General features: G+C 69.4%; 13 protein-coding genes. 8 read left to right on the top strand and 5 right to left on the bottom strand.

What is annotated here, in order from left to right; all coding sequences use genetic code 11:
* Nucleotides 1–19: 19 nt before the first annotated feature.
* Entirely contained in the window at nucleotides 20–1,342 is a 1,323-nt protein-coding gene (locus ACN469_RS16710) for a myxosortase-dependent phytase-like phosphatase (protein WP_498769053.1), read from the bottom strand.
* A gap of 143 nt (nucleotides 1,343–1,485) precedes the next feature.
* Here ACN469_RS16710 and gmd point away from each other — a divergent pair, with 143 nt between their 5' ends.
* The 3 genes from gmd to ybiA all read left to right on the top strand — a co-directional run bounded on the left by gmd (nucleotide 1,486) and on the right by ybiA (nucleotide 4,094).
* A complete protein-coding gene (gene gmd / locus ACN469_RS16705) occupies nucleotides 1,486–2,460 on the top strand; it encodes a GDP-mannose 4,6-dehydratase (RefSeq protein WP_498769051.1) in 975 nt (324 codons plus the stop codon).
* On the top strand, nucleotides 2,461–3,399 hold the full coding sequence (locus ACN469_RS16700) for a GDP-mannose 4,6-dehydratase (RefSeq protein WP_498769049.1): 939 nt from the start codon (nucleotides 2,461–2,463) through the stop codon (nucleotides 3,397–3,399).
* Nucleotides 3,400–3,533: 134 nt separating this feature from the next.
* A complete protein-coding gene (ybiA, locus tag ACN469_RS16695; RefSeq protein WP_498769047.1) occupies nucleotides 3,534–4,094 on the top strand; it encodes a riboflavin biosynthesis intermediates N-glycosidase in 561 nt (186 codons plus the stop codon).
* Here ybiA and ACN469_RS16690 read toward each other — a convergent pair.
* Genes ACN469_RS16690 through ACN469_RS16680 form a run of 3 tightly spaced genes read right to left on the bottom strand, consistent with a single transcriptional unit; the run spans nucleotide 4,045 to nucleotide 6,479 of the window.
* Entirely contained in the window at nucleotides 4,045–4,770 is a 726-nt protein-coding gene (locus ACN469_RS16690) for a hypothetical protein (protein ID WP_498769045.1), read from the bottom strand. The genes ybiA and ACN469_RS16690 overlap by 50 nt on opposite strands.
* Nucleotides 4,771–4,795: 25 nt before the next feature.
* Nucleotides 4,796–5,320 (bottom strand): hypothetical protein, encoded by a 525-nt coding sequence (locus ACN469_RS16685; protein WP_498769043.1) that lies wholly within the window; start codon nucleotides 5,318–5,320, stop codon nucleotides 4,796–4,798.
* Between the two features lie 55 nt (nucleotides 5,321–5,375).
* Entirely contained in the window at nucleotides 5,376–6,479 is a 1,104-nt protein-coding gene (locus ACN469_RS16680) for a glycosyltransferase family 4 protein (RefSeq protein ID WP_498769041.1), read from the bottom strand.
* A gap of 29 nt (nucleotides 6,480–6,508) precedes the next feature.
* On the opposite strand from ACN469_RS16680, the gene ACN469_RS16675 reads away from it, so the two are divergent.
* The 4 genes from ACN469_RS16675 to ACN469_RS16660 all read left to right on the top strand — a co-directional run bounded on the left by ACN469_RS16675 (nucleotide 6,509) and on the right by ACN469_RS16660 (nucleotide 14,616).
* Complete coding sequence (locus ACN469_RS16675; protein ID WP_498769039.1) at nucleotides 6,509–8,743, top strand: glycosyltransferase family 4 protein; 2,235 nt, start codon at nucleotides 6,509–6,511, stop codon at nucleotides 8,741–8,743.
* Nucleotides 8,740–9,465: a hypothetical protein gene (locus tag ACN469_RS16670; protein WP_498769037.1), complete on the top strand. Its 726-nt coding sequence runs from the start codon at nucleotides 8,740–8,742 to the stop codon at nucleotides 9,463–9,465. The genes ACN469_RS16675 and ACN469_RS16670 overlap by 4 nt, the downstream gene beginning before the upstream one ends.
* Before the next feature lie 150 nt (nucleotides 9,466–9,615).
* Nucleotides 9,616–10,458 (top strand): glycosyltransferase, encoded by an 843-nt coding sequence (locus ACN469_RS16665; RefSeq protein WP_498769035.1) that lies wholly within the window; start codon nucleotides 9,616–9,618, stop codon nucleotides 10,456–10,458.
* A gap of 378 nt (nucleotides 10,459–10,836) precedes the next feature.
* A complete protein-coding gene (locus ACN469_RS16660) occupies nucleotides 10,837–14,616 on the top strand; it encodes an FAD-dependent oxidoreductase (RefSeq protein WP_498769033.1) in 3,780 nt (1,259 codons plus the stop codon).
* 22 nt (nucleotides 14,617–14,638) lie between these two features.
* Here ACN469_RS16660 and ACN469_RS16655 read toward each other — a convergent pair whose 3' ends face one another.
* A complete protein-coding gene (locus ACN469_RS16655) occupies nucleotides 14,639–15,310 on the bottom strand; it encodes a hypothetical protein (RefSeq protein ID WP_498769031.1) in 672 nt (223 codons plus the stop codon).
* Between the two features lie 193 nt (nucleotides 15,311–15,503).
* On the opposite strand from ACN469_RS16655, the gene ACN469_RS16650 reads away from it, so the two are divergent.
* A complete protein-coding gene (locus tag ACN469_RS16650) occupies nucleotides 15,504–16,001 on the top strand; it encodes a SixA phosphatase family protein (protein WP_498769029.1) in 498 nt (165 codons plus the stop codon).
* Nucleotides 16,002–16,008: the final 7 nt, after the last annotated feature.

The raw sequence follows: 16,008 nt of genomic DNA, 5'->3' as shown, positions 1-16,008 counted from the left end.
CGCCCCATGGCAACGCGCTTCAGCGCTCGCGGCGTCGGCGCACCGACAACCCCAGGGCCAGCAGGCCGAGGAGCACACTGCCGGGCACGGAGGCCGTGGCGCAGTTGCAGCCCGACGTGTCGGAGTCGAGGTCGATACCGCCACCACCGGGTGAGGGCCGACCACCGCCGCCACCGATACCACCCCCTCCATCCGAACCACCATCGGCGCCGCCGTCCGAGCCCGCGTCCGTGCCACCGTCACCCGTCGCCGGCCGGGTGTCGACGCGCAGCGGCGGAGTGAAGGCCGCGGCCACCACATCCCAGCGCAAGAGCTTCAGGTTGTCCGTGCCGCCATTGTTGGAGTCCTGCGCGACGAAGAGTCCGTCGGGGAACTGGGGGCCCACCGGCAGCGCCGACACCGCCAGCGCACGCGGAGACTCCGCCGCGCCGACGCCTCCATCCCCCGCCACCACGAAGAACGAACCCAGGAAGGCATACGTGCGGCGGTCCAACACGGCGAACGTGCCAGCGCCCGTGTCCGCCGCCAGCAGGTAACCCTCCGCGTTGGCCCCGCGATACAGCGCCAGGCGGTTGACGGTGCCGGACAGGTTCCGGTCCGTCCCCGTCAGGGACGCCACCGACACGCGGGTGGTGCCGCCGTTGGGCTCGGCGTTGTAGCGCCAGATGGCCTCGCCGGACTGCACGACGTAGACGAAGCCCAGCTCCTCGTCGGCCACCAGCCCGGTGATGGGGCCCCCCACGTCGATGGCCGGACGCACGAGCGTGGAGGACAACCCGCCATCCTCTCCGGACAGCTCGAACTGCTGGAGGGAGCCGCTCGCGGTCCCCGCGAACACGAAGAAGCGACCGGTGCTGGGGCTGCGATAGAGCGTCACGGTGTTGAAGACCGTGCTGTTGGCGACGAACGGTCCCACGCCAATCCGCTGCACCCGATTCGTCGCCTGGAAACCATCCACGACGTAGGCCGACAACCCCACGACGGTGTTCGCCGTCACCGCCAGGGAACGCGTCGCCTGCCCCAACCGGAAGCCATCGCGGACCGCGACGCTCACCGTGGGCCCATCCTGCTCCTGCTCCAGCTGTTGACCATCCAACCCGAACGTGGAGAGGCCGGAGTTCTGATTGTCATAGGCCGTGAGCAACAGGCCGAGGCCCGCATCCGCCCCCCCGCCGTCGGGTGTCCCTACCCAGACGGCGACGTCCTGGATGAGCCCACCAGTCGCCGGGGGCCCAGGCGTCGTCTCCCGCTGTGCGGGCACCTGCAAGGGCTGGGTGGGTTGAGCCGAGGCAACGGAGCCAGCGACGAGAGCCGCCAGGGCGAAGACGAGAGGGTGACGCATGACCAGGGCTCTCCAGGCAAGTGGGTCCTCCGTAACTTCGCACGAGGGGTGTCCCTTTCAAGTACGAAGCCATCGGGAACGGTTGGCTCCGGGCAACCGCGTCAGGTACAAAGTGCGTCTTCCAGACAACAGCGGAAAAGGCCATGGCGACCAAGCGCGCACTCATTACCGGCATCACGGGGCAGGACGGCAGCTATCTCGCGGAGCTTCTTCTGTCGAAGGGCTACGAGGTGCACGGAATGGTGCGCCGCTCGTCGGAAGAGAAGTTCGAGCGCATCCAGCACCTGCACGGCAAGGTTCAGCTCCACCAGGGCGACTTGCTGGACCAGTTCTCGATTGCGGCGTTGCTCAATCTCGTCAAGCCGGACGAGGTCTACAACCTCGCGGCCCAGTCCTTCGTCCCCACCAGCTGGAACCAGCCGGTGCTCACCGGTGAGTTCACCGCGCTGGGCGTGACGAAGATGCTGGAGGCCGTCCGCCACACGCGGCCCCAGGTGCGTTTCTACCAGGCGTCGTCCAGCGAGATGTTCGGCAAGGTGCTGGAGGTCCCCCAGACCGAGGACACGCCCTTCTATCCGCGCAGCCCGTACGGCGTGGCCAAGGCGTACGGCCACCACATCACCGTGAACTACCGTGAGTCCTTCGGCCTGTTCGCGGTGAGCGGCATCCTCTTCAACCACGAGTCGCCGCGCCGTGGCCTGGAGTTCGTCACGCGCAAAGTCACGTACAACGTCGCGCGCATCAAGCTGGGCCTCCAGGAGAAGCTGCCCATGGGCAACCTGGACGCCAAGCGCGACTGGGGCTTCGCGGGCGACTACGTGGAGGCCATGTGGCTGATGCTCCAGCAGGACCAGGCCGAGGACTACGTGGTGGCCACCAACGAGACGCACACGGTGCGTGAGCTGGTGGAGATCGCCTTCGGCCGCGTGGGCCTGGACTACCAGAAGTACGTCTTCACCGACCCGGCGTTCGTGCGCCCGGCCGAGGTGGACCTGCTCATCGGCGACCCGGCCAAGGCGAAGGCCAAGCTGGGCTGGGAGCCGAAGGTGCGCTTCAAGCAGCTGGTGGAGATGATGGTGGACGCTGACCTGGAGCGCGTGAAGGCGGGGCAGCGGTAGATGCGGGTTCTCGTCACGGGAGCGGATGGGTTCGTCGGCAGGCATCTGTGCGCGCTTCTGCGCGCCGCCGGTGACGAGGTGGTTGAAGCGCACGGGCCACGCGGAGAGGGCGTCAGCAGCAGCGCCCTTCACTTCGACGTGGCAAACGAGGCCGCGGTGAAGGCCGCCGTGGCCGAGGCGAAGCCGGACGGCGTCATCCACCTCGCGGGCTTCAGCTCGGTGGCCAAGAGCCACCACAACCCCTCGCGCGTGTTCGCGGTGAACACCATGGGGGTGGTGCATCTGTTGACGGCGCTGCGGGAGAACGCGCCGAAGACGCGCGTCGTCCTCGTGGGCTCGGGCGAGGTGTACGGCCCGGTGCCCGAGGGCACGCGCGCCACGGAGGACACTCGCGAGGTGCCCCTGAGCCCCTACGCGGCCTCCAAGTCCGCGGCGGAGCTGGCGGGTGTGCAGTTCCACCGCAGCTACGGGCTGGAAGTCATGATGGCGCGGCCCTTCAACCACCTGGGCGCGGGACAGGACCCCACGTTCGTCGTGCCCTCCTTCGCCTCGCAGATTCGGGCGATTGGTCTGGGCACGGTGGACCCGGTGCTGCGCACCGGCAACCTGGACGCGGTGCGCGACTTCTCCCACGTGCGTGACGTGGTGGAGGCGTACCGGCTGCTGCTCGTGAAGGGCGAGCCCGGGCAGGCGTACAACATCTGCAGCGGCGAGGGACGGACCATCCGCAGCCTGCTGGAGGAGATGCTGACGCTCGCGGGCGTGAATGCGCGCATCGAGCTGGACCCCGCGCGCCTGCGCCCCTCCGACATCCCCAGCCTCATCGGCGCTCCGGACAAGCTGCACGCGCTGGGCTGGACGCCGAAGCTGACGGTGACAGACGCGCTGCGCGACGTGCTCGGCCCCAAGGTTCCGGGCGCCCTCCGCGCCCAGGGCTGATTCGCGCTCCGCACGGGAGGTGCCTCACCCGAGGCGCCTCCCGTCCAGCGGTCGCCCGACTGGACGGTGCTTGTCAGGACCTCGCGCGTCAGGCGTTGGTGTACAATCGACACCAACCAACCTGGAGGCTCGCGATGGCTGGCACTCAGCGGCAGGGCAGGTTCACCTTTTTCTGGAAGGAAGAGTCCCCCTTCTCGCAGTGGCACCGCTCCGCCTTTGTCGTGGACGGGGTGCACTACGGCTGCACGGAGCAGTACATGATGGCGGGCAAGGCGCGCGTCTTCGGTGACGCGGAGGTGCTCGCCAGCATCTTGAAGACGTCGGCGCCCAAGGCGCAGAAGGCGCTGGGTCGCAAGGTGCGCGACTTCGATGGCGCCACCTGGGAGCGTGAGCGCGAGCGCATCGTCTACGAGGGCAATCGCGCGAAGTTCACCCAGAACGCGTCGCTGCTGGAGGCGTTGCTGGCCACCTCTGGCACGGAGCTGGTGGAGGCCAGTCCCATGGACCGCATCTGGGGTGTGGGGCTGAGCATGGACAACCCCAACATCCAGGACCCGTCCAAGTGGAGGGGGCTGAACCTGTTGGGCAAGGTGCTGACGCGCCTGCGTGAGGACCTCATCGCGGAGGGCCTCACCGTGGCCTCCCTCAGCGCTTCACCTGCGTCCAAGCATCCAGACGCCGCACCAGGGCAATGAGCGTCCACAGGTCCGCGGGGTTGTCGGGGCGCACCGCGTCCAGGGCGCGCAGGAGTGGCACCCTGGAGCGCTCCTCACCCCACTCGGACAACACGCGCAGCGCCATCAGCGAGGACTGACGCGAGAGCAGCTCCAGCAGCACCTCGACCACGCGAGGGCTGCGCTCATCGGCGAGGCGCTGCACCGCCTCGTGGCGCTCCTCCGGCGTCGAGGCCGGGTCGGCCAGTCGCTCCGCGAGCGCCTGGAAGCGCGCCTCGGCCAGCACGGGACGCGGGCCCGGCGTGTCCCAGTGCTCCACGGTGACGCTCGTGCGCCCGAAGGCGACCACCTCACGGCGCACGCCATCGTCACCGAACAGGCCCATGAGCCGCTCCGGCGCGGGACGGCCTCCCACGAGCAACTTCGCCGAGCGCTCCGACAGCTCCGAGGAAGCGCCGAGCAGGTGCACCCGCAGCACCGTGGCCTCGGCCTGGAAGCGAGCCTCCGGACGGACGCGCTCCGACTTGAGGAACACCTCCGCCATTCCGCCCGCGCGCACGTACCAGCGGTACTCGAGCCACACGGCGCTCGGCCGCAAGGCGAAGCGGTCATCCTCCGCCTCGACGAGCCGAGGGGCGCCTTCCTCCAGGCCGCTGAAGCGCTGCTCCAGTACGGCCAGGGCCTCCGAGAGCTTCATGTCGCGTCCAGTTCCGCCACGAGGTTCAGAACGAGTAGCTCACGGGCGCGGACAGTCCAGGCAGGGCCAGCTCCACCGTGCCGGAGCCCTTGCTGGCCTGCGCGGCCCATGTCTGGGAGATGGGGCTCAGGTCGTACCGGAGCTCGGCGAACTTCATCGCCTTGCAGCGGTCTCCATTCGCGTTGTGAATCATCACCAGATTCGCCACCGGCGCCGCGCTGGCGGTCTTCTGGAAGGTGCCGTCCCAGGCCAGCGTGTACGTGTGCTCGGCGCAGCCACCGCCATGCGAGACGTTGAGCGTCAGGATGTTGCCGGCGACCTTCGCCCCCTCGATGTTGATGGCGTCCTGGGGCTGGGGATTCGCCTTCACCTGGAGGGGCAGCGCCTCTGCTGGCTTCACCGCTTCACCGGGCAACGGGGCCTCCGCGTCGGGCGACACCGCCACGTCCTGCTCCACCTGAGGCTCCGTGGCGTCCTGCTTCGCGGGAGCGCTCGCGCACCCGACCAGGAGACCGCTCAGCACGAGGCCACTCCACATGAGCTTTCGCATCGTCATCCTCCACTCTCGATTCGACCGCGAGGGACCGCTGACTTCGCTCCCGCGCTCAGCGTCGGAGCGCGGCCTCATACACCGCCAGCGTTCCTTCCGCCGTCCGTTCCCAGGTGAACTCCGCGGCCCGGGCCTTGCCCTTCTCGGCCAGGGCGCCGCGCTCCCCTGGTGAGCGCAGCAGCCGATGGATGGCCTCCGCGAGCCCCTCCGCGTCGTCCGGACTCACCGCGAGGGCCGCGCTGCCGCAGACCTCCGGGAGCGAGCCCGCCGTCGAGACGATGGCCGGCGTTCCCAGGCGCATCGCCTCCAGCGGAGGCAGGCCGAAGCCCTCGTAGCGCGAGGGGAAGACGAACAGGGACGCGCGCCGCATCAGCTCGTAGAACACCGGCTCCGCCTGGTAACCCAGCGGGCGGATGTCGAGCCCCTCCGCGCGCAGCCGCGAGATGCGCGACTCCACGCGTCCCGAGCCGAACCAGCTCTGTCCCGCGAGCACGAGCGACGCCGGCCGCCCCTGGGCCTTCAGTCGCTCCATCGCGTCCAGCACCAGGTCCACATTCTTCCGCACGTCGAGCGAGCCCGCGTAGAGGACGAAGTCCTTGGGCAGCGCCAGCGAGCGCAGGAAGTCCACGCTCGTCGCGTCGAGCACGGGCGCGTGGACATGGTCCACGCCGATGGGCACCACCACGGCGCGCGACTCCACTTCCGGGAAGCGCTCCAGCAGGTCCTGCCGCGTGCGCTCGCTGATGCACACCACGCGGTCGGCCAGCAGCAGGCTGCGCGACAACCACAGCCGGAACTGCCAGCGGAACTTCGCCGAGACGGTGTCCGGCATGATGAGCGGAATCAGGTCCAGCACCGTGAGCACGTAGGCCGTGCCGGAGATCCGCGTCAGGGGGAGATTGAAGTTTCCGAGGGCGTGGTAGAGCGCGGGCTTCGAGCGCTCCAGCACCCGGGGAAGCCGGGCGAGCGTCCAGGCGGTGCGGCCACTGTCACCCCTCGGATGGTCGCCTGAGCCCCGCGCGCCCAGCTTCTCCAACCGCACACCCTTGGCTTCCAGCGCGCCCGCGAGACAGCGAGTGTAGAGGCCGATTCCGGTGGTGGGCTCATCCCAGAGCGTCGCGTCGAAAGCGATGGGGCCGGTGGACACGGAGCGCCTCATACCACGCCCCTGTGATAGGCAGGGCGCGCATGGCGATTCACCAGTTGATAGCGAGCTTCGTGCCCGGAGACGCCACCGGGCAGGCCGCGTTGCACCTGCAGCTCCTCCTGCGCCGGCTGGGTGTGTGGGGCGGCCTGTATGCCGACGAGGTGGGCGCGGGCCTGGAGGGATTGGCCAGTCCCGCGTCGACGTTGAAGCCGGAGCCGGGCGACCTGGTGCTCTATCACCACGGCATCGCCTCGCCGCTGAGCAGCCGGCTGATGCACCTGCAGTGTCGCCGCGGCCTCGTGTTCCACAACATCAGCCCCGCGCGCTTCTACTCGGGACTGTCGTTGGAGAACGCGCTGGTGGCCGGACGCGCGCAGCTCGCCGCGATGGCGCCCTTCGTGGACGTGGCCATCGGCGTGTCGGACTACAACTCCGCCGAGCTGCGCGTCGCGGGCTACCGCAACGTCCACACGGTGCCGCTGCTCATCGAGCCGGAGCGCTTCGGCCCCGACCGCGCGGACGCGAAGCTGTCGCGCAAGCTGTCGGGCCCGGGCCCCGTGCTGCTCGGCGTCAGCCGGGTGATGCCGCACAAGCGCTTCGAGGACCTCCTCTCCCTGCACCGCGAGGTGCTGCGGCTGCGTCCCCAGGCGCGCCTGTTGATGGTGGGCGGGTACGAGCCGGGCAGCCGCTACTTCCGTTCGCTCAAGCGCGAGGCGCGGGACTTGAGCGGCGTGAGCTTCCTGGGCCGGCTGAGCCACGCGGAGCTGGTGGCCGCGTACCGCTCCGCCTCCGTGTTCGTGTCGATGAGCGAGCACGAAGGCTTCGGGGTTCCGCTCATCGAGGCCATGGCGGCGGACGTGCCCGTGCTGGCGTATGGCGCCGCGGCGGTGCCGGAGACGCTGGGTGGCGCGGGCATCGCGTTCGACCAGAAGCGCTTCGCCTTCCTCGCGGAGCTGGCGGTGGACCTGAGCGAGGACCTGTCGCTTCGCGAGCCCATCATCGCCGGTCAGCGACGCCGGCTGGAGCACTTCTCCTCCGCGTCCGTGCAGCGCGCGTTGTCCGAAGCCCTGAAGCCGTTCCTGCCCGCGCCGCGTCCCCGTCGCGCGCCACCGAAGCGGCCTCGCGTCGCGGTGGTGGTGCAGCGCTATGGCGAGGTGACGGGAGGCGCGGAGATGCTGGCCGCGCAGGTGGCAGAGCGCCTCACGCCGCACTGGGACATCACGGTGCTGACCACGTGCGCGAAGAACCACCTGTCCTGGGAGAATGACTTCCCGGAGGGAGAGGACCAGGTTCGAGGCGTGGACGTGCTGCGCTTCCCCGTGACGCGGGTGCGCAACATCCGAGGCTTCAACGGGCTGTCGCGAAAGCTCTTCGACAAGAGCAACGAGCGGCTGCGCGAGGAGCAGTGGGTGGCCGAGCAGGGCCCGCTGGCTCCAGGACTGCTGCGCCACCTGGCCGACACGCGGAACACGTATGACGGCTACCTGTTCTTCACGTACCTCTATGCGCCCACGGTGTGGGGCATGCCGCTGGTGGCGGACCGCTCGCTGCTGGTGCCGACGACGCATGACGAGGCGCCCATCCGCTTCGATGCATACCGCGACGTCTTCGAGCTTCCCCGCGCGCTGCTCTGCCTGACGCCGGAGGAGCTGACCATCATCGAGAAGTACTTCCCGGGCCATGCGAGGACGCGCGTGGTGGGCGTGGGCGTGGAGCGCCCGGCCGCGGACGGGGCTCGCTTCCGCCAGAAGCACGGCGTGCACCGCGACTACCTGCTCTACGTGGGACGGCAGGAGCCGGGCAAGGGCGTGCCGGAGCTGCTCCAGTTCCATCAGGCCTTGAAGCAGCGGTACGCGGATGCACCTGACCTGGTGCTCGCGGGTGACGCGCACATGCCGCTGGAAGGCGATGGCGTGCGCTACCTGGGACGCATCCCCGAGCAGGACAAGCACGACGCGCTGGCCGGTGCCCTGGCGGTGGTGGTGCCCTCTCGCTACGAGAGCCTGTCGCTGCTCACGCTGGAGGCCTTCGCGCAGGGCACGCCAGTGCTGGTGAACGGGCGCTCGGACGTGCTGCTGGGCCAGGTGGCGCGCAGTGGCGCGGGGCGCGCGTATACGGACCTGGACTCGTTCATCCAGGGGCTGCGCGAAGTGGGCGAGGCGCGGAAGACGCTGGGCGCCAAGGGCCTGGCGTACGTGAAGAAACAAGGGTGGCCGCAGGTGGTGGCCGCCTACCGGGACGAGCTGCAACGCATCCTCGAGGAGAAGCACCGATGAAGCTGCTGGGACGCGACATTCCGGCGCGGGAGCTGCTGGCCCGCATCGAGGAGCGCCTGCGAACGCGGGGGCTGCCCACTTCCGAAGCGGTGGAGGTGCCCGCGGAGGGCGTCGAGCCTCGGGTGGAGCCGCTGACGTTCAACCTGCACGCGCTGGAGGAGAACGCCGACGCCACGCGCGCGCTGCCGCTGCAGACGCACCGGGGAGGCGTGGGGCAGCTCGTGGTGGTGGCCAAGTGGGCCTTCCGCAAGTCGTGCCAGGTGTTCATCAACGAGACCCTGGGTCGGCAGCGCGTCTTCAACGGACACGTGCGCGATTCGTACGCGCAGCTCTCCGCCGAGGTCGTCCGCCTGCGCCGCGAGGTGGAGCAACTGCGCGCCCGACAGGCCACGCACGTGACGGCGGAGGCGTCGAGCGCGGTTCAGCCACGAGCATCTGAGACTCCGTCGGCGCCACGCCCCGCACGCGCGCCTGCTTCGCAGCCAGCGAAGGAGCCCATGCACGCGACACGCCCCGCGACACGGAGCGAGTCCTCGCCGTCGACCGAGGCAGTGGCGGTCCTCCCCAAGCCCCGGACCCACAAGACCGACACAGGGACCCGGCAGGCGCAGCCTCCCAGCGCTTCCGCTGGGGCCACGGCGAAGAAGGAACCCTCACCTCCTTCCGGGAAGCGCACCCGCAAGCCCAACGCTTCCAAGCAGCGCCGGCCGAAGCGTCAGTAGAGCTGGCACCCTCGCCCCACGTGCCACCAGGCCTCGCCGCTCGGAGGCGTGCATCGGGGAAGCGCACCACCTTCCCCTCTCGCCCAGAGGCGCGGAGCGGGTGGTGCGCTCGCATTGACGCCCCTCCCCCTCCGTGCTCAAACCCGGCGAGTGGAAGCTCCCTCCATCAGCGTCGTCATCCCCGCTTACAACGAGGGACAGCGCCTACCTCGCTTCGTGGAGTCCCTCGCCCGCGTCGCCCTGCTCCAGCCGACGCCCCGGGTGGAGTTCATCATCGCGGACGATGGCAGCGCCCCCGAGCACGCCACCCTTCAGCGCGCCAGCGTCGATGAAGCCCAGGCCCACCTCTCGGCCGCGAGCGCTCCCCATCGCTTCACGTACGTCGCGGCGCCTCGCAATGGCGGCAAGGGCTCGGCCATCCGCCTCGGCTGGCGTCACGCCTCTCCTGGGGCCACCTGGCTCGCGTTCCTGGACGCGGACGGCGCCATCAACGCGGAGGAGCTGTTCCGGCTGGTTCGACTGACCGACGCCCCTGAAGCCCAGGGCGTCGACGTGCTGGCCGGCTCGCGCATCCTCATGGCGGGCCGCCGCGTGGTGCGAAATCTCCACCGTCATCTGCAGGGCCGCATCTTCGCCACCCTGACCGACTTCCACTTCGGCCTGCGCTTCTATGACACGCAATGTGGCGTGAAGCTCGTCCGAGCCTCCGTGCTGCGCCCGCTGCTGGACGTGCTGCGCGAGGAGCGCTGGCTGCTCGACGTGGAGTTGCTCGCGCTGCTCAAGCGACAGGGCGCCCGCTGCCTCGAGGTCCCCATCGACTGGGAGGACTTCGGAGGCTCCAAGGTCGTCCCCGGCCTGGACGCGGCCCGCATGTTCTGGGGGCTCTTCAAGCTCCGTCGCCGCCTGGAGCGCATCTCCCTGCCCGCCAACGAGCAGGCCGCGACGCGGCCCACCTCACGGCCGGCCACCCCGTCGGGAATCGACACCCGGTGACAGCGGCATCGCCGTGGACCGGCGCGCCAGCCAGCCCCCTCCCCTGCCTGGAAAGCGGCCAACAGGGCGCCCACGGCCCTCGAAACACGGCCCCCGTGGAAATTCAGGGCAGTCAGCACACAGCCACGCCCCTGTGCGGGCACCTCAACACATGCCGCGGTGTGCCGTCGTACCCCAGGCGGGAGTTCCCGCCCCAAGGACCGAGGCTGACAGGGAGGCTGGCGTCGGGCCTCCGCGTTACAACTCCAGCAGAGTCACTCCCTCCCATCGCCTGGATTCACGCGGCGTCGCGAGGCCGCTTGCTTTCCGGGCGGCTCACCGCGAAATAGGCCCCGCACGCGAGCCGTTGCTCCGGGTTCCTCCTACACCTTCAGTGATATGCGCGCCCTGACCGACCTGCCCTCTGACCCTGGCCCCTCCCTTCAACTGGGTCTGCCGGGCTTCACTTTCGAAGACCTCTACCGTCCGCGCGGACTGCGTCGGCTGGCCCAGAGCTTCGACGCGCGGCTCGCCGAGGACGAGCCCGAGCTCTTCAAGACCTTCGACGCCTACCGCAAGTCCGGAGGCACCAGCCTCACCGGCCCCGCCGAGTCGGACCTGCTGGTGCGCGTGGCCCGGCACACGTCGCGCTTCGTCTCCCGGCTCTTCCGCGTCGACCAGGAGCTGGAGCGGCAGAGGGGCCACCTGAAGGGGGAGCTGCCCCTCTTCGACTTCAAGCGCGAGTTCATCACCCGCCGCGTTTTCAAGAAGGGCGCTCCGGACCGTCCGGCGCTGGCCGAGTTCCCTTCGCTGGATGGCCGCATGCGGCTGCTGCTCCAGCTCGGCTTCCCGGAGGCGCTCTCCCTGGGCGACTTCGAGCGCGGCCTCGCCGAGTCCGTCCTCAGCCTCATGGAGCTGGAGCGCCTGTTCTCCGGCAACCTGCCCGCGGAGGAGCAGGCGAAGGCGGAGGCCCTGCGCGCCCGTTGGTCCGCGCTGCGCGCCTCGCTGACGGCCACGCAGGAAGGTCGCGAGGCCTTCGGCTCCAGCCTCGTCACCCAGGGTGATGACGCCGCGGAGCTCCTGGCCGTCCGCGCGCTGCTGTCCCTGGCGGACCGCTGGACGTACGCGCGCGCGCTGCACCCGGAGACCAAGGACCAGTTCCACACCTGGCCCACCCACCGCGTGCCCAAGCCGCTGGTGTTCGACCAGTTGGTGCAGCTCCAGCGTCCGGACGCCGAGCTGCCCGAGGCCACCGAGGGCCTGCATCACCACCTCCGCCACCGCGACGGCTTCAAGCTCACCGACCGCCGAGGCACCTCGCGCGACGTGATGAACGAGGTGGACTACTGCGTGCTCTGCCACGAGCGCCAGAAGGACTCCTGCTCCAAGGGCTTCCCCGCGAAGGACAAGGTCGCCGAGGGCCACAGCTACAAGAAGAACCCGCTGGGCATCCCCCTCACGGGCTGTCCGCTCGACGAGCGCATCTCCGAGGCGCACCTGCTCAAGCGCGAGGGCGACTCGCTCGCGGCGCTGGCGGTCATCACGCTCGACAACCCGATGTGCCCCGGCACCGGCCACCGCATCTGCAATGACTGCATGAAGGCGTGCATCTTCCAGAAGCAGGAGCCGGTGAACATCCCGCTGGCGGAGACGGCCTCGCTGACGGACGTGCTGGAGCTGCCCTGGGGCTTTGAAATCTACGGGCTGCTCACGCGCTGGAACCCGCTCAACATCCGCCGTCCGTACGCGCTGCCCTACGTGGGGCGCAACGTGCTGGTGGTGGGCCTGGGCCCCGCCGGCTACACGCTGTCGCACTACCTGCTCAACGAGGGCTTCGGCGTCACCGGCATGGACGGCCTCAAGATCGAGCCGTTCTCCGACGAGCTTGCCGGCCGCAATGGCCACGCCCTCAAGCCCATCCGCGACTGGCGTGGGCTCACGCGCGAGCTGGATGAGCGCGTGCTGGAGGGCTTCGGCGGCGTGTCCGAGTACGGAATCACCGTGCGCTGGGACAAGAACTTCCTCACGCTCATCCACCTGACGCTGGCGCGCCGCGAGGGCTTCCGCATCCACGGCGGCGTGCGCTTCGGTGGCACGCTCACCATCGAGGACGCGTGGGAGCTGGGCTTCGACCACATCGCCATCGCCGCGGGCGCCGGGCGTCCCACCATCATCGGGATGAAGAACAACCTCATCCGGGGCATCCGCAAGGCGAGCGACTTCCTCATGTCGCTCCAGCTCACGGGCGCCTTCAAGAAGGACTCGCTGGCGAACCTCCAGGTGCAGCTGCCCGCCATCGTCATCGGCGGCGGCCTCACTGGCGTCGACACCGCCACGGAGCTGATGGCGTACTACCCGGTGCAGGTGGAGAAGGCGCTCGCCCGCCACGAGAAGCTTTCCGCGGAGCTGGGCGACGAGGCCATCCTCGCGAGGCTGGACGCCGAGGAGCGCGGAACCTACCAGACCTTCCTGGAGCACGGCCGCGCGGTGCGCGCCGAGCGCGAGCAGGCGAAGGTGGAAGGCCGCACCCCGGACTTCATCAAGCTGGTGCGAGCGTGGGGCGGCGTCAGCCTGGCCTACCGCCGCGGCCTCACCGAGTCCCCCGCCTACCGCCTCAACCACGAGGAGGTGTCCAAGGCGCTGGAGGAAGGCATCCGCTTCATCGAGCGCATGAGCCCGGTGGAGGCGCTGCAGGACGAGACGGGCGCGGTGCGAGCGCTGCGCTTCGAGCGCATGGTGACGGTGGACGGCAAGCTCAAGGGCAGCGGCCAGTTCTTCGAGCTGCCCGCGCGCACCGTGTGCGTGGCCGCCGGCACCTCGCCCAACGTCACGTACGAGCGCGAGTACCCGGGCACCTTCAAGCTCGACGAGGGCGGCGACTACTTCCAGGGCTACTCCCTGGTGGACGGTGAGCAGGGCTTCACGCTGGAGGCCGTGGAGGCCAGCGAGGACCTGGACTCCAAGGTGGGCTTCTTCACGTCGTACGCGAAGGACGGGCGCTTCATCTCCTTCTACGGAGACAACCACCCGACGTACGCGGGCAACGTGGTGAAGGCCATGGCCAGCGCGAAGGATGGCTACTCGGAGGTGGCGCGCCTGTACGCGAAGGAAGTGGCGACGCTCGACTTCGACGACGAGGTCGCCCAGGCCCGTCGCGAGGAAATGCGCGCCGCGCACTTCGCGAAGCTGGACGCGGCGTTCAACGCCACCGTGGTGTCCGTCACGCGCCTGACTCCGACAATCGTGGAGGTGGTGGTGAAGGCGCCCTTCGCGGCCAGCCACTTCCAGCCCGGCCAGTTCTACCGGCTCCAGAACTTCGAGCGGAACGCGCCCGTCGTCGACGGCATGCGCCTGACCATGGAGGGCCTGGCCCTCACCGGCGCGTGGGTGGACAAGGAGAAGGGGCTGATGGGCACCATCGTCCTGGAGATGGGCTCCTCGTCGCGCCTGTGCGCCGCGCTCACCCCGGGCGAGTCCGTGGTGCTGATGGGCCCCACCGGCGCTCCCACGGAGATTGGCCACAACGAGACGGTGGTGCTCGTGGGTGGTGGCCTGGGCAACGCGGTGCTCTTCTCCATCGCGCGCTCGCTCAAGGCCGCGGGTTGCCGCGTCGTCTACTTCGCCGCCTACCGCCTCAAGTCGGACTCCTTCAAGCACGACGAAATCGAGGCCGGCACGGACCAGATTGTGTGGTCCGTGGACAGCGGTGACTTGATTGAGCCGCGCCGTCCGCAGGACTCCGCCTTCCGAGGCAACGTGGTGCAGGCCATGGTGGCCTACGCCGAGGGCAAGCTCGCCACGCCCGGCCTCATCCCGCTGTCGGAGGTCGACCGCATCATCGCCATCGGCTCGGACCGGATGATGCGCGCGGTGGCCGAGGCCCGGCACAAGGTGCTCCAGCCGTACCTGAAGCCCGAGCACGAGGCCATCGGCTCCATCAACTCGCCGATGCAGTGCATGATGAAGGAGATCTGCGCCCAGTGCCTCCAGCGGCACGTGGACCCGCGCACCGGCAAGGAGACGTGGGTGTTCTCCTGCTACAACCAGGACCAGCGGCTGGACCAGGTGGACTTCGTCAACCTGAACCAGCGCCTGCGCGGCAACACGGTGATGGAGAAGGTCGCCGACCTCTACCTGGCGCAGCTGCTCAAGAAGGCTCCGCACCTCAAGCGCGTCTGAGGCGCACCGCCTTCCCGGGTCTTCACCGGCGCGTGCCGGTGAAGACTCGCAGCATCTCCTGGTAGTTCTTCATCAGCTCGTCCTCGCGCGTGAGGACCACGTCCACGTTGGCGTCGCCGTAGTCGCGCCGCACGTCCGTCAGCTTCTGGAACGACTCCACCTGCTGGCGCATGGAGGCCACCTGCGCCGCCAGCTCCTGGCGCTGCTCGGGCGGAAGCTTCTCCTGCAGTTCCTCCAGCTTCCGAAGCTCCTCCTCGTACTGGAGCGTGCGCCCGAGCTGCCGCTGGCTGATGACGGCCGTCACCACTTCGGCCAGCCCGTTGACGTCGCGCACGCTCAGCCCCGCCCGCGCGCGCGCCTCCGACTCCGCCTTGGCCTTCGCCTCCACCACCTTGAGGCCCGCGCGCACCTCCGCCATCGCCTCCGGCGTGCCCGCGTCCACCAGCGCGCCCAGCCCCTGGAGCCCCTTCACCTGCGAGCCGTACACCTCCAGCATCCGCCGCTGGTAGTCCACGTAGGCCGTCAGCTTCTCGGGCGTCACCACATAGGGCCCCGCGCCGGTCGCCTCCTCGGTCTCCAGGCCGGCGGCACCACCACCATCCGCCACCCCGGGTGCATCGCTACCCGTGGCCCCATCCTTCTTACAGCCCGAGAAGGCCAACAGCCCGACCAGGACCCAGAGCGACTTGCGCATCCACACACCTTCCTGAGAGACACGGCACGTCAGTCCCCGCTGTATGCTGCGCGGACGCATGCGGAGGAGGGCGACCAACTCCTGTCTGCCATGCTGGGGTTGTTGCGGCCACTGAACAATCGCCGCATTACCTTTGACCAACCCGCCCGCGGTCATGTACGAACCGCGGTCCTGTCGTACCGTTGGAGGGACTTTGAGGATTTTCCTGGTTAGGCACGCCGATGCGGACGCTGAGATCCCCGAGGGTCTCGGTGACGAGGCGCGCGCGCTCACAGCGAAGGCTCGGCTGAACACCGCCGCGCACTTCGCATCGCTGGCCGAGCGCATGGGCCCCATTGGACTCATCCTGACCAGCCCGCTGGTTCGCACGGTACAGACGTCGCAGATTCTGTCCTTCGCGACGAAGCACGAGGGGCTGCTCCGGGCGCATCGCTGCCTGCTGCCGGACATGCCGGTGGGCACGGTGGATTCGGTGCTGGCCGAGCACGCGGACGAGAACCTCGTCCTGGTCGGCCACCAGCCGTCCATGGGCGCCCTGGCGGCTCACTTGACGGGGATGCAGTCCTTCCCCAAGTCGGTCAACCCGGGCACCGTCATCGCCTTGGAGCGCGTCGAGAGCGAGACGCCGCCGCACTTCAAGTTCCTGTTCTACGCGGCCCCCGGCCAGCCGGTGCTCGACGTCATCCAGTGAGGCCCGC

Source organism: Corallococcus terminator (assembly GCF_049194865.1).
GTDB classification, from domain to species: domain Bacteria; phylum Myxococcota; class Myxococcia; order Myxococcales; family Myxococcaceae; genus Myxococcus; species Myxococcus terminator_A.
The sequence above is the reverse complement of the archived record's forward strand: the minus strand, read 5'-3'. Positions and strand labels throughout refer to the sequence as shown.